Annotated in this window: 12 protein-coding genes; 9 read left to right on the top strand and 3 right to left on the bottom strand. The window is 62.2% G+C overall.

The genetic code is table 11. From position 1 onward, the window contains the following. Positions 1-101 precede the first annotated feature (101 nt). Together Q1A89_RS00990 and Q1A89_RS00985 are read left to right on the top strand one after the other, a co-directional pair. Positions 102-470: a hypothetical protein gene (locus tag Q1A89_RS00990; RefSeq protein ID WP_299722427.1), complete on the top strand. Its 369-nt coding sequence runs from the start codon at positions 102-104 to the stop codon at positions 468-470. Positions 471-538: 68 nt separating this feature from the next. Beyond that, positions 539-709 carry a hypothetical protein gene (locus Q1A89_RS00985; RefSeq protein WP_299722424.1) on the top strand — a complete coding sequence of 57 codons (171 nt, stop codon included), beginning with the start codon at positions 539-541 and terminating at the stop codon, positions 707-709. Between the two features lie 162 nt (positions 710-871). Here the strand turns inward: Q1A89_RS00985 and Q1A89_RS00980 are convergent, their stop codons facing one another. Beyond that, positions 872-1,252 (bottom strand): BrnA antitoxin family protein, encoded by a 381-nt coding sequence (locus Q1A89_RS00980; RefSeq protein ID WP_299722421.1) that lies wholly within the window; start codon positions 1,250-1,252, stop codon positions 872-874. Positions 1,253-1,541: 289 nt separating this feature from the next. Here Q1A89_RS00980 and Q1A89_RS00975 point away from each other — a divergent pair, with 289 nt between their 5' ends. The 5 genes from Q1A89_RS00975 (at position 1,542) to Q1A89_RS00955 (ending at position 9,456) form a co-directional block, all read left to right on the top strand. After that, a complete protein-coding gene (locus Q1A89_RS00975; RefSeq protein WP_299722419.1) occupies positions 1,542-2,999 on the top strand; it encodes a PLP-dependent aminotransferase family protein in 1,458 nt (485 codons plus the stop codon). A 118-nt stretch (positions 3,000-3,117) separates the two neighbouring features. After that, positions 3,118-4,896 (top strand): sulfoacetaldehyde acetyltransferase, encoded by a 1,779-nt coding sequence (xsc, locus tag Q1A89_RS00970; RefSeq protein WP_299722417.1) that lies wholly within the window; start codon positions 3,118-3,120, stop codon positions 4,894-4,896. A gap of 37 nt (positions 4,897-4,933) precedes the next feature. Continuing rightward, positions 4,934-5,947 carry a phosphate acetyltransferase gene (gene pta / locus Q1A89_RS00965; protein ID WP_299722415.1) on the top strand — a complete coding sequence of 338 codons (1,014 nt, stop codon included), beginning with the start codon at positions 4,934-4,936 and terminating at the stop codon, positions 5,945-5,947. Continuing rightward, positions 5,944-8,760, top strand: coding sequence for a molybdopterin oxidoreductase family protein (locus Q1A89_RS00960; protein WP_299722413.1), 2,817 nt, complete (start codon positions 5,944-5,946; stop codon positions 8,758-8,760). The genes pta and Q1A89_RS00960 overlap by 4 nt, the downstream gene beginning before the upstream one ends. Positions 8,761-8,853: 93 nt before the next feature. Next, entirely contained in the window at positions 8,854-9,456 is a 603-nt protein-coding gene (locus Q1A89_RS00955; RefSeq protein WP_299722410.1) for a DUF6882 domain-containing protein, read from the top strand. Between the two features lie 116 nt (positions 9,457-9,572). Here Q1A89_RS00955 and Q1A89_RS00950 read toward each other — a convergent pair whose 3' ends face one another. Continuing rightward, positions 9,573-10,217, bottom strand: coding sequence for a VPLPA-CTERM sorting domain-containing protein (locus tag Q1A89_RS00950; RefSeq protein WP_299722407.1), 645 nt, complete (start codon positions 10,215-10,217; stop codon positions 9,573-9,575). Positions 10,218-10,303: 86 nt separating this feature from the next. On the opposite strand from Q1A89_RS00950, the gene Q1A89_RS00945 reads away from it, so the two are divergent. Next, positions 10,304-11,080 (top strand): 4Fe-4S dicluster domain-containing protein, encoded by a 777-nt coding sequence (locus Q1A89_RS00945; protein WP_299722404.1) that lies wholly within the window; start codon positions 10,304-10,306, stop codon positions 11,078-11,080. Beyond that, positions 11,080-11,952 (top strand): DmsC/YnfH family molybdoenzyme membrane anchor subunit, encoded by an 873-nt coding sequence (locus tag Q1A89_RS00940; protein WP_299722401.1) that lies wholly within the window; start codon positions 11,080-11,082, stop codon positions 11,950-11,952. The genes Q1A89_RS00945 and Q1A89_RS00940 overlap by 1 nt, the downstream gene beginning before the upstream one ends. Before the next feature lie 70 nt (positions 11,953-12,022). Here the strand turns inward: Q1A89_RS00940 and dapA are convergent, their stop codons facing one another. After that, complete coding sequence (dapA, locus tag Q1A89_RS00935; RefSeq protein ID WP_299722398.1) at positions 12,023-12,898, bottom strand: 4-hydroxy-tetrahydrodipicolinate synthase; 876 nt, start codon at positions 12,896-12,898, stop codon at positions 12,023-12,025. Positions 12,899-12,989: the final 91 nt, after the last annotated feature.

The raw sequence follows: 12,989 nt of genomic DNA, 5'->3' as shown, positions 1-12,989 counted from the left end.
GGCCCCGTTTGATCACAAAACAAATGGGACCCTCACGCATTGGACGCCTTCTGGCGTCTTTTTTTTTGTGCCTTGCCCTTGTCAGCACAGCGAGCACCGCGATGGGTGACTGGGAATACCGCACACCTACCGAAATCCAGGCGGCGTCCGACCTGATCGTGACCGGCGTCCTGACCGGGCGGACCACCCATGAGATCGCCGGGTCTGACAATCTTGAAACCATCGGCACAGTGGACATCGGCGAGGTCCTCAAGGGCAGCACGCAAGGCCAAAGCGTGCGTGTCCTGCTTGCGCCAACCCGGCCGGGCGGGCTGATCTCCAGCGCGGATGTGCAGATCGCGGACGGCCAGTCAGGCCTTTGGTATCTGCAAAAGACCCAGCGGGACGGGCTCTATTCCGTTCAAAGGCCAGACCAGTTCGTGCCGACCGACAAGGCGGCAGAGCAGATCGACGCGCTCAAGTCGCAATAGGCGCACCCCTTCGAAACCGCAGGAAACAGGGGGCACACAGTACCCCGGCCACAGGGGCGCAAACCATCATGGCGACACGTTCCGGCGATGGCCGCGCCGGTGTCTATGCCGACAGCCAGACCGGCGTGTTCAGGAACCTCGACCTGACGCAAGGAACAACATCTCAGCCCATGCCTCTGGTGCGGACGGTGCTCGGAATCTTTGGCCTTGTGGTCCGCGAACCCCGCAAGGCCAACTGACCAAACCCATGTGACCCATCGGTTTTGAACGGGCGCCCCTTACGGTCACCCGTTTTTCTTTGCGTCCCGCAAGCGGTCGGGCGAAGGGCGCGCACTTGGGTCTGCATATGGGTGTCATTGTGCGCAGGGCGGCAGGCCTCGCCGCTCAAGGCCTGTGCGCACTCACTCCGTCAGGTCACGCCCGCCCCGGTCCGCCTTCATCCCTTCCAGCACGCGCATCGCTTCGGCATGCACGCGGGGAAAGACGTTGTCATCGGGATAGCCCTTGATGTGCCCGGCCAGCAGCGACGTCCAGTAGATCCGCAGCACCCGGTTCATTCGCGCCTGATATCCGGGGCCCAGCTTGCGAAACCAGCGCAGCATGTCGCTGTCCACGCGCATGGTGATCCGGGTCCTGTGGCGCGCCACCGGCTCGCGATAGTCCAGACCGTCCCAATCGTCCGGCAGGCTCCGGTCGATCCAGTTCACAAACAGATCGTCCTGCAGACGCTCCAGCTCGGTTGTCATGTCAGCCTTGTGGCCGGTGCGTGTGGAATGGGTCATCTCGGGGTGTCTCCTGTCATGTCTCGGCACCCGGCAATTTTGCGTTTTCAAGGTTAAGAGCGGATGATGTGACAGAACGGTGCACAGCCTGTGCACAGTGTGTGTACGCATGGTGTATCGCTCTTTTTCAAAACAGGTCTTGCAATCGCGCGTTTTTTTGATACAAAACGTCTCACTAATCATCAGGAGCCGATGAAAACGACTCAGTCTGCCCGCGCCGGACTGGGCAGTTTCTGGCCGCAAATATTACCAGATTGAATTGTTGATAAGTCCAGATTACAGTGCCCTTATGGCGCTGCCTATCGAAACATTCTTTCTGTCCCCCAACCATCAGGGCACGTTGCAAAGCCAGGTGCAGCAAATGATCGCGCATGGCATCCTGTCGGGCCGTTTCGGCACCGGGGAAAAGCTGCCCTCGACCCGCAAACTGGCCGCCCATCTGGGCATCAGCCGGATCACCGTGACCCTCGCCTATACCGAGCTGGTGGCGTCGGACTATCTGACCGCGCGGGGCCGGTCAGGCTATTACGTGTCGGACAACGCGCCGGTGCCGCCGATCTACCAGCCCCAGCCCATGACGGCCGAGTCGGTGGACTGGGCCCGCGCCATCGGGCAGCGCTATTCCGGTGGTCGCACCCTCAGCAAACCCAAGGACTGGGCCCGCTTCCGCTATGCCTTCATCTACGGACAGACCGACCCGCAGCTCTTTGACCACGCCAACTGGCGGCAATGCGCCCTGCAGGCCCTCGGGCAGCGCGACTTTTCCGCGCTGACGGCTGATTATTATGACCGCGACGACCCGCAACTGATCGAGTTTATCCAGCGCAATACCCTGCCCCGGCGTGGAATCTCGGCCAATTCTGATCAGATTCTGATCACCATGGGCGCCCAGAACGCGCTCTGGCTGACGGCGCAGGTGCTGCTGACCCAGCGCCGCACGGCTGCATTCGAGGACCCGTGCTATCCGGCCTTGCGTGAAATTCTGATGCAATCCCGGTGCCATATGGCGCCTGTGCGGGTGGATCACAAAGGGCTGCCGCCGGATGCGATCCCGCCCCAGGCAGACGTGATTTTTGCCACGCCCAGCCACCAGTGCCCGACCACCTCGACCATGCCGATGGAGCGGCGGCAGGACCTGCTGGATCAGGCCCGCAGCCTTGATGCGCTGATTGTCGAGGATGATTACGAGTTCGAGATGTCCTTTCTCGACCCGCCCTCGCCCGCGCTCAAGTCGATGGATGTGGACGGGCGCGTGATTTATGTGGGCAGCTTTTCCAAGTCGCTGTTTCCGGGCCTGCGCCTTGGATTTCTCGTGGGTTCTGAACCGTTTATCCGTGAAGCCCGGGCCCTGCGCGCCTCGGTGCTGCGCCACCCGCCCGGACATATCCAGCGCACCGCCGCCTACTTTTTGTCGATGGGACACTACGATTCCCAGATCCGCAAGATGGGGGCCGCCCTGCACGCTCGGCGCACCGCCATGCAGACGGCCATCGACGCCCATGGGCTCGAGATCGCGGGGCTGGGCGGGTTTGGCGGCTCGTCCTTCTGGATGCGGGGGCCCGCCGGAACGGATGCCCGCCAACTCGCCACCGACCTGCAAGAGGCCAGCGTGCTGATCGAACCGGGCAATGCGTTCTTTTCCGGTCAGGACACGCCGCGCAATTACTACCGGCTTGGGTATTCCTCGATCCAGTCGGACCGCATCGCCGAGGGAATTGCCCGCATCGCCAAAGTGATCGGTAACTAGTCTGGACCTAAACGGCGATTTCAACTGGCCCTAACGCCACGTCGCATGGAACACTACCCTGAGCACAACACAACCGGGGGGATTCGACTCCCCCTTTTCATTTTGGGAGAGCGCCGTCATGAAAATGACCACCGAAGAAGCCTTTGTTAAAACACTGCAGATGCATGGCATCGATAACGCTTTCGGGATCATCGGCTCGGCCATGATGCCGATTTCCGATATCTTCCCCGATGCCGGAATCAAATTCTGGGACTGTGCCCATGAAACATCCGGCGGCATGATGGCCGACGGGTTTACCCGCGCCACTGGCAAGATGTGCATGATGATCGCGCAAAACGGCCCCGGCATCACGAACTTCGTCACAGCCGTGAAAACCGCATACTGGAACCACACTCCTGTACTTTTGGTTACGCCACAGGCCGCCAACAAAACGATCGGTCAGGGTGGCTTCCAGGAAATGGAGCAGATGAACCTGTTCGCCGACTGTGTCGCCTATCAGGAAGAGGTCCGCGACCCGTCGCGCATCGCCGAAACCCTGAACCGGGTGATCATGCAGGCCAAGCGCGCCTCGGCCCCCGCACAGATCAACATCCCCCGCGACTTCTGGACCCAAGTGGTCGACATCGAACTGCCCGTCATCGTGGACTTCGAACTGCCCCAGGGTGGCGACGCCGCCGTGGCCGAAGCCGCCAAGATGCTGAGCGAAGCGAAATTCCCTGTCATCCTGAACGGCGCCGGTGCGGTTCTGTCCAAAGGTGGCATCGAAGCCTCGCGCATTCTGGCCGAGCGTCTCGACGCCCCGGTCTGCGTTGGCTACCAGCACAACGACGCCTTCCCCGGCAACCACCCGCTGTTCGCAGGTCCGCTGGGCTATAACGGCTCCAAGGCCGGCATGCAGCTGATCAGCGAGGCGGACGTGGTTCTGTGCCTCGGCACACGCCTCAACCCGTTCTCGACCCTGCCCGGCTACGGCATCGACTACTGGCCCAAAGACGCCAAGATCATTCAGGTTGACCTGAACCCCGACCGTATCGGCCTGACCAAAAAGGTCACCGTCGGCATCGTCGGCGACGCGGCCAAGGTCGCCAAGGGCATCACCGCGCAACTCAGCGATGACGCAGGAGACACCAACCGCGCCGAGCGCAAGAATGCCATCGCGACCAAGAAATCCGCATGGGCGCAGGAACTGACTTCGATGACCGAGGAACAGGACGATCCGGGCACCAACTGGAACGAGCGTGCGCGCGCGGCCAAGCCTGACTGGATGGCCCCCCGCATGGCATGGCGCGCCATTCAGGCCGCTCTGCCCGTCGAGGCGATCATCTCCTCCGACATCGGCAACAACTGCGCCATCGGCAACGCCTATCCGTCGTTCAACGAAAGCCGCAAGTACCTGGCCCCAGGCCTGTTCGGCCCCTGTGGATATGGTCTGCCCTCGATCGTGGGCGCGAAAATCGGCAAGCCCGATGTACCGGTTGTCGGCTTTGCCGGTGACGGCGCCTTTGGCATCTCGGTCAACGAACTGACCGCCATTGGTCGCGGCGACTGGCCTGCCATCACGCAGATCGTCTTCCGCAACTACCAGTGGGGCGCGGAAAAGCGGAACTCGACCCTGTGGTTTGATGACAACTTTGTCGGCACCGAGCTGGACGAGGATGTCTCCTATGCGGGGATCGCGAATGCCTGTGGCCTCAAAGGCGTCGTTGCCCGCACACAGGAAGAGCTGACTGCGGCGCTGGATCAGGCGATCAAGGACCAGATGGAAAATGGCATCACCACCCTGATCGAAGCCATGATCAACCAGGAACTCGGTGACCCCTTCCGTCGCGACGCGATGAAGAAGCCGGTTCAGGTCGCTGGCATCAGCAAAGACGACATGCGTCCGCAGGTTGTTTGATCCACGTGGATTTTCTTGAACGAACAGGATGGGCCGCATGAGCGTACTGGACACCCTCCAGAGCCGCGCAGCGGCCCAACCCGCACATATTGTGCTGAGCGAAGGCGGTGATCCCCGGATCATCGCCGCCGCCATCAAGGCCTCGTCCGAAGGACTGGCCCGCATTTCCCTTGTCGGAGAGACCGCAACCCTGACCGATGCGCTGGCTGCCGCAGGCGCCGCCCCGTCAGAGGCCCTGCAGATCGCCGACCCCGCACAATCCGAACTCACCGCCGGGTTCATCGACGCCTTCCACGCCCTGCGCCAGCACAAGGGCGTCACGCCCGAAAAGGCCGCGCAAATCGTACCCGACCCGCTTGTCTTTGCCGCCATGATGGTGCGCGAGGGCCACGCAGATGGCACGGTCGGCGGTGCTGTGGCCACCACGTCCGACACGGTGCGCGCCGCCTTGCAGGTGATTGGCAAGGCCAAGGATGCCGCGCTTGTCTCCAGCTTTTTCCTGATGGTTCTGCCCGAGGGGCATGCCTCGGGGCGTGAGGCGATGATCTTTTCCGATTGCGGGCTGGTCATCGACCCCGGCAGCGAGGAACTCGCCGCCATCGCCGCACAATCGGCCGCATCCCTCACCGCACTGCTGGGGGACATACCCAAGGTCGCCATGCTGTCCTTTTCCACCATGGGCAGCGCGCGCCACGCCGCCGTCACCAAAGTGTCAGAGGCCGCAGCGCTTTTGAAACAGTCCCACCCCGGCCTCGCATCGGACGGAGAATTGCAGTTCGACGCGGCCTTTGTGCCAGAGGTCGGCGCATCCAAGGCCAAGGGATCAGACGTGGCAGGCCATGCCAATGTCATGGTCTTTCCCAACCTCGATGCGGGCAATATCGGCTACAAGATCGCGCAGCGCATCGGCGGCTGCACGGCCATCGGCCCGGTCCTGCAAGGCCTTGCCAAGCCCGCCAATGACCTGTCACGTGGGTGCACTGCCGATGATGTGGTGCACATGATCGCCGTGACCGCGCTGCAAGCCGCCGCGCTAAAGGAGAGCACATGAACCAGCCCAAGCTTGATCTGTCGCCCAAGGTCTCTGACGAGATCCGCAAGACGACCTGTTACATGTGCGCCTGTCGCTGTGGCATCAACGTGCACCTCAAGTCGGGCAAGGTCGCCTATATCGAAGGCAACCGCGATCACCCGGTGAACAAGGGCGTGCTCTGCGCCAAGGGCTCTGCGGGGATCATGCAGATCAACGCCCCCTCGCGCCTCAAGGCCCCGCTGAAACGGGTCGGCCCGCGCGGATCGGGCGCATTCGAGGAAATCAGCTGGGATGAGGCGCTGCAGATCGCCACCGACTGGCTGGAACCCGTGCGCCGTGACAACCCCGAAAAGCTGGCCTTTTTCACGGGCCGCGATCAGTCGCAATCCTTCACCTCGCTCTGGGCGCAAAGCTTTGGCACCCCCAACTACGCAGCCCATGGCGGGTTCTGCTCGGTCAACATGGCCGCCGCAGGCATCTACACGATGGGCGGCGCGTTCTGGGAATTCGGCCAGCCCGATTGGGACCACACCAAGCTGTTCATGCTGTTCGGCGTTGCCGAAGATCACGACTCCAACCCGATCAAGATGGGCATCGGCAAGATCAAGGCGCGCGGCGCGCGTGTGATCGGGGTGAACCCGATCCGCACGGGCTATAACGCCGTGGCCGACGACTGGGTCGGGATCACCCCCGGCACCGACGGGCTGTTCATCCTCGCTCTTGTCCACTGCCTGATGAAAGCGGGCAAGATCGACCTCACCTACCTCGCCCAATACACCAACGCCCCCTGCCTTGTGAACGGCGATGAAAAATCGCCCGAGTTCGGCCTGTTGCTGCGCGATGATGCGGGCAAGGAACTGGTGATCGACCGCAAGACCGGCAAGCTGACGCCGTTCGACAAAAAAGGCGTGAAACCCGACCTGTCGGCGACGCACCGTCACGCAGGAATCAGCCATCGCACCGTGATGCAGCACATGGCCGAACGCTACCTCAAGGACGAATACAGCCCCGAGGCGGTTGCCGAACGGGTTGGCATCTCGGCCAAGCGCATCCGCAATATCGCAGGCGAAATCGCGCGCGTCGCCTTTGACGAGGCGTTTGAGCTTGATCAGGAATGGACCGATTTCCGCGGCGAAAAGCACAAGAAAATGCAAGGCCGCCCGGTGTCTTTCCACTCCATGCGCGGCGTGTCGGCCCACGCCAACGGCTTCCAGACCTGCCGCGCGCTGCACGTGCTGCAGATCCTGCTGGGCAGCGTCGAAGTGCCCGGCGGCTTCCGCTTCAAACCACCCTACCCCAAGCCTGCGACGGCTCACCCCAAGCCCCACGTGGGCGTGACCAAGGGCGCACCGCTCAACGGCCCGCACCTGGGCTTTACCCACGGCCCCGACGATCTGGCCCTGAACGAAGACGGCACGCCCGCGCGCATCGACAAGGCGTTCACATGGGAAAACCCGATGTCCAGCCATGGGCTGATGCACATGGTGATCTCGAACGCGTATGCGGGGGACCCCTACAAGATCGACACGCTGTTCATGTACATGGCCAACATGTCGTGGAACTCGTCCATGAACACCGGCGGCGTCATGAAGATGCTGACCGACAAGGATGACAGCGGCGAGTACATCATCCCCCGGATCATCTATTCGGATGCGTACAGCTCGGAAATGGTGGCCTATGCGGACCTGATCCTGCCTGACACCACCTATCTGGAACGCCACGACTGTATCTCGCTGCTTGACCGGCCCATCTGCGAGGCGGATGCGGCGGCAGACGCGATCCGCTGGCCGGTGATCGAACCAGACCGCGATGTGCGCGGGTTCCAGTCTGTGCTGTGCGAGTTGGGGGCCAAGCTGAAGCTGCCGGCCTTCACCAACGACGATGGCAGCCAGAAATATGCCGATTACGCCGACTACATCGTCAACCACGAACGCCGCCCCGGCATCGGCCCGCTTGCAGGCTGGCGCATGGGCGAAAAGGGGCTGACTTCGGGCCGTGGTGGCGTGAACGAAGGGCAACTGGACAGCTACATCAAGAACGGCGGCTTTTTCGTCGAACACATCCCGGACGGTGCGCAGTACTACAAGCCCTGGAACGCCGCCTATCAGGACTGGGCGGTGAAAATGGGGCTGTTTGATGCGCCTCAGCCTTACCTGTTCTCGCTCTATGTCGAACCGCTGCGCCGCTTCCAGCTGGCCGCCGAAGGGCATGGCGACCGCCAGCCGCCCGAACATCTGCGCCAGCGGATCAAGGACACGATGGACCCTCTGCCGATCTGGTACGATCCGGCGCCGGAAAACCGGGTCGATGACTATCCCATCACCGCACTCACCCAGCGGCCCATGGCGATGTACCACTCCTGGGGCAGCCAGAACGCATGGCTGCGGCAGTTGCACGGGCACAACCCGCTTTATGTGCCGACCAAACTGATGCGCGACAACAACCTCAAGGACGGCGACTGGGCGCGGGTCACCTCGCCGCACGGCGAAATCACCGTGCCGGTGCTGGAAATGGCCGCGCTGAACGAAAACACGATCTGGACGTGGAACGCGATCGGCAAGCGCAAAGGCGCATGGGCGCTGGATGAAAAGGCACCCGAGGCGACCAAGGGCTTTTTGCTCAACCACCTGATCCACGAATTGCTGCCCCCCAAGGGCGACGGGCTGCGCTGGGCCAACTCGGATCCGATCACCGGCCAGGCGGCGTGGTTCGACCTCAAGGTGCGGATCGAGAAAACCGACGCGCCCACCGAAAGCCAGCCAAATCTGCCGCCGATCAAATCCCCGGTTGGCAAGGACCCCGGCGATCTGGTCTGGAAGGTGGGTAAGTGATCCACCGCCGCCAAGATATCCCTGCCTGCGCCACAGTCTTGCCAAGTTTGCAAGGCACTGTGGCTGCCGTCACGGCAGACCAAAGGCGGCCAGATGTTTCAGTTTCGCAAGAGCTTCGCAGGGTTTGGAAAACCCAAATCCCCACCCCGGATGGACCGGTCGGACTACGACGGGGACGGGATGTGGCGCGAGTGTCTGGACTGTGGCACCGTGCACAAGATCGAAGAATCCGCGCAGTTTCGCATCCTGATCGAACAGCTGTGCTGCGAGATCGGCAACAGCTCGGATGCGCTTTACAAGGAATTCCGCATCGGCGAGCCGGACGGGTTCTGGAACGTCGATCCGGAAAAGGCTTTGTTCAAGTTCACGCAAGCCGACGGAACCACCAGCTTTGCCCGCTACGGCGTGATCGGGTCCTACAATCAGAACACGCACAGCTGGCTTTGGGGCTGGGGGTTTCCCGAGGACTGGATGCCGCAGTCCGTCTTGCGGATTGCCGAGCAGTGTCACGACCACTGCGCCACGCAGGGCTGGACACCGGGCACCGAACGGATGCTGCTGGTCAATGCGCACGAGGCCTGGCACCTGACCAAGCTTGCCGCACATGTGGCAGGGCTGCCGATGGTCTATCGCGCCGCGGTGAACGAGACCAATTACCACTATTTTGCAATGGAACGACCTGTCTGGTCTGTCTGACCGCCCGTGCTGTCACCCGTGGGCAAGGAGCCGGGCGCTCTGGCGTAGCAAATCGGCAAATGACGGGTTCACACCGTCAGGACCGGAGGGCGCTAACCGCCCCCCGATTGAACGGCTCAACGCTTGCGGCGCCGGGTCAGCGCAAAGGCGCCCAGACCAGTCAGCAACAGCACACCGCCCGCGGGCAGGGGCACAGCCGGGGGCATCGCGCCGACCAGCAAGAAGTTGTCAAAGCCGACGGTCTCGCTTGGGTTGCTCCAGCTTTCGGCGCGCATGTTGAATTCGGTGATGTCGGCCAGCACCTCTTCCCAGATCTCCTGGGTGACGCCGAACAGTGCCGCATCCAGCACCGCCGAGGCGGACTGCCACGAGGCAATCGGATCGGGGCCGATCACATCCGCACCGATGGTGCGGCCCGCGCCCGTCAGCAGCAGCGTGCCGAAACTCTCGATATAGCCACCCGCAGCCTGTTCGGTCTGGATGTAGTCCACGGAAAAGGTCGCTCCATCAAAGGCGCTCAGATCGCCGACCCAACTGGGACCAAAGGTGACAGCCATAAACCCGCTGCCATCGTCCACCACGTTCAGGTAGGGATCAGTGTCGCCGCCGGGGCCGCCATTGACGATAGACCCACTGCCGACATTGATCACGCCAAAGCCGTTCAGCATCCCGTTGTTGAAGTCTTCGGAAAGGGTGCTGGCCTGCGCCGCACCCCCAGCAATCATCAATGCCGCACACGCGACCATTGCCTTCAAAGTCATAATGCTCATCCTTTCAAAATACGCACTTATAACGTTAGCAACTTCACTTTGACTCGCCAAATACGCTCAGCGGAGGACCGCCGACCATGACGACACTTCCTGAAAAGACCCAAAAAAAGCTCGGGCTTGTCATCGATCTTGACACCTGTGTGGGCTGCCATGCCTGCGTGATCTCGTGCAAGGGCTGGAACACCGAAAACTACGGTGCCGCCCTGTCAGATACGGATGCCTACGGGGCCAACCCGTCGGGCACCTTCCTGAACCGCGTGCACAGCTACGAGGTGCAGCCGACCCCGACCAGCGATCAGCCCGCACCCGAGGCGCAGCTGATCCACTTCCCCAAATCCTGCCTGCATTGCGAGGACGCGCCTTGCGTTACCGTCTGCCCCACAGGCGCCAGCTACAAGCGGGTCGAGGACGGCATCGTGCTGGTCAACGAAAGCGACTGCATCGGTTGCGGCTTGTGCGCCTGGGCCTGTCCCTACGGCGCACGCGAGATGGACGCGGTCGAAAAGGTGATGAAGAAGTGCACGCTGTGCGTCGACCGCATCTACAACGAAAACCTGCCCGAGATTGACCGCGAACCGGCCTGCGTGCGCACCTGCCCCGCAGGCGCGCGTCACTTTGGTGACTTCGCCGATCCAGAAAGCAACGTGTCCAAGCTGAGTGCCGAGCGCGGTGGCATGAACCTCATGCCCGAACAGGGCACCAAACCGGTGAACAAGTACCTGCCGCCCCGGCCCAAGGACACGCTGTCCGCGCCCGCAGGCGACATCGACATTCTCGCCCCCTATCTCGAACCGGTCGGTCAGGACGCCAAGGGCTTCCTCGGCTGGCTCGACAAAACGCTGGAGAAGCTCTGATGCATCCTGCTCCGTCTGTCATCTTCTTTACCGTGTTCAGCGGCATTGGCTTTGGTCTGCTGACCTTTCTTGGCCTTGGCTTTCCCGCCGTGACCGGCTTTACCGCCTTTGCCTTCTTTGCCATCGCCTTTCTGGCAGCTGTGGGCGGTCTGATCTCCTCGACCTTCCACCTCGGCCACCCCGAACGGGCGCTCAAGGCCTTCACCCAGTGGCGCTCATCCTGGCTCAGTCGCGAGGGTTGGTGCGCCGTGATCGCACTGATCACCATGGGTCTCTACGGGCTTGGCCTTGTGTTCTTTGACCAGCGCTGGACGCTGTTGGGGCTGGTCGGGTCGGTGTTTTCGGTGCTGACCGTGTTCACCACATCGATGATCTACACCCAGCTCAAGACCATCCCGCGCTGGAATTCACCGCTGACACCCGTCATGTTCCTCAGCTTTTCCCTGGCAGGCGGCGCGTTGCTGTCGGGTCAGGTGACATGGGCGCTGTTGCTGCTGTCTATTGCGGCCGTGGTGCAGGTGCTGCTGTGGGCGCAAGGCGACGGCGCACTGGCCGGGTCAGGGACGACGCTTGCCACGGCCACAGGCCTCGGCCCACGGGGCAGCGTCAAGGCGTTTGAACCGCCCCATACCGGCACCAACTACCTGCTGCGCGAATTTGCCTTTACCGTCGGGCGCAAACACAGCCAGAAACTGCGGCTGATCTCGATCGGCCTGATGGCAGGCCTGCCCATCGTGCTGCTGCTCTTGCCGTTCTCGCACATCTTTGCGGCCCTTGCGGTGGCAAGCCATGTGGCGGGTGTGCTGGCCTCACGCTGGCTCTTCTTTGCCGAGGCAGAGCACGTGGTTGGCCTCTACTACGGCAAACGCTAGGGCAAAGGTGGGCAGATTGCCCACCCTACTTTTCGCACAGGCGCAGGGTGGGCAATCTGCCCACCACCGCTCAGTTCAGCAAACCTGCGTGCCGCAACCCGTCATCCACCAGCGCCTTGGTCTCATCCGTCAGGGTCGTCAGCGGCAAACGCACCTCGTCCGAACACAGATCCAGACGGGACATCGCGTATTTCACACCCGCCAGACCCGGCTCGGTAAAGACCGCCTTGTGCAACGGCATCACCTTGTCCTGAATCTCCAGCGCCGTGGCGTAGTCGCCTGCCAGACAGGCCTCTTGCATGCGGCTGAGCAAGCCCGGGGCGACGTTGCCCGTCACCGTGATGCAGCCCGTCCCACCCTGGGCATTGAACCCATGGGCCGTCGCATCCTCACCGGACAGCTGGATGAAATCCCGACCACATGAGATGCGCTGGTCGCACACACGGGCCAGATCGCCGGTGGCGTCCTTGACGCCTATGATGCGGGGCATCCTGGCCAGCTCGCCCATCGTCGCCGGGCTCATGTCGATGACCGAACGGGGCGGGATGTTGTAGATGACAATCGGAATTTCGGCACACTCGTGCAGGGCCGTGTAATGCGCGATTAACCCGCGTTGCGTGGGCTTGTTGTAATAGGGGGTCACGACAAGGGCCGCATCCGCCCCCACCTTCTTTGCAAACTGCACGAAACGGATCGCCTCGGCGGTATTGTTCGACCCGGCCCCGGCAATCACCGGGATACGGCCCGCAACGGTTGTCACAACCGTCTCGATGACCGTCTCATGTTCCTCATGGCTCAGCGTGGGGCTTTCGCCGGTGGTGCCGACAGGGGCCAGCCCATGGCTGCCCTGCTCGATATGCCACTCGACCAGCTTCTTGAGCGTGTCCAGATCCAAAGCGCCGTTACGAAACGGCGTGACGAGGGCAGGTATGGAACCTTTTAGCATTTTCACGCTCCTTTTTTACGTGTGGCAGGCAGAGGGCCTGGGATGAATTTCCGCTGATCCCGGAAAGTTCAGTTGAAACGTCACCATGCCG

The organism is uncultured Tateyamaria sp. (assembly GCF_947503045.1).
Taxonomy (GTDB): Bacteria; Pseudomonadota; Alphaproteobacteria; order Rhodobacterales; family Rhodobacteraceae; genus Tateyamaria.
This window is presented reverse-complemented; position numbering and strand designations above follow the sequence as displayed.

What these genes read in the sequence shown, in the direction of transcription:
- Q1A89_RS00980 (WP_299722421.1), bottom strand. Translation starts at nt 1,252, where the DNA reads ATGACCCATTCCACACGCACCGGCCACAAGGCTGACATGACAACCGAG.
- pta (WP_299722415.1), top strand. Translation starts at nt 4,934, where the DNA reads ATGAGCGTACTGGACACCCTCCAGAGCCGCGCAGCGGCCCAACCCGCA.
- Q1A89_RS00975 (WP_299722419.1), top strand. Translation starts at nt 1,542, where the DNA reads ATGGCGCTGCCTATCGAAACATTCTTTCTGTCCCCCAACCATCAGGGC.
- xsc (WP_299722417.1), top strand. Translation starts at nt 3,118, where the DNA reads ATGAAAATGACCACCGAAGAAGCCTTTGTTAAAACACTGCAGATGCAT.
- dapA (WP_299722398.1), bottom strand. Translation starts at nt 12,898, where the DNA reads ATGCTAAAAGGTTCCATACCTGCCCTCGTCACGCCGTTTCGTAACGGC.
- Q1A89_RS00990 (WP_299722427.1), top strand. Translation starts at nt 102, where the DNA reads ATGGGTGACTGGGAATACCGCACACCTACCGAAATCCAGGCGGCGTCC.
- Q1A89_RS00960 (WP_299722413.1), top strand. Translation starts at nt 5,944, where the DNA reads ATGAACCAGCCCAAGCTTGATCTGTCGCCCAAGGTCTCTGACGAGATC.
- Q1A89_RS00985 (WP_299722424.1), top strand. Translation starts at nt 539, where the DNA reads ATGGCGACACGTTCCGGCGATGGCCGCGCCGGTGTCTATGCCGACAGC.
- Q1A89_RS00945 (WP_299722404.1), top strand. Translation starts at nt 10,304, where the DNA reads ATGACGACACTTCCTGAAAAGACCCAAAAAAAGCTCGGGCTTGTCATC.
- Q1A89_RS00940 (WP_299722401.1), top strand. Translation starts at nt 11,080, where the DNA reads ATGCATCCTGCTCCGTCTGTCATCTTCTTTACCGTGTTCAGCGGCATT.
- Q1A89_RS00950 (WP_299722407.1), bottom strand. Translation starts at nt 10,217, where the DNA reads ATGACTTTGAAGGCAATGGTCGCGTGTGCGGCATTGATGATTGCTGGG.
- Q1A89_RS00955 (WP_299722410.1), top strand. Translation starts at nt 8,854, where the DNA reads ATGTTTCAGTTTCGCAAGAGCTTCGCAGGGTTTGGAAAACCCAAATCC.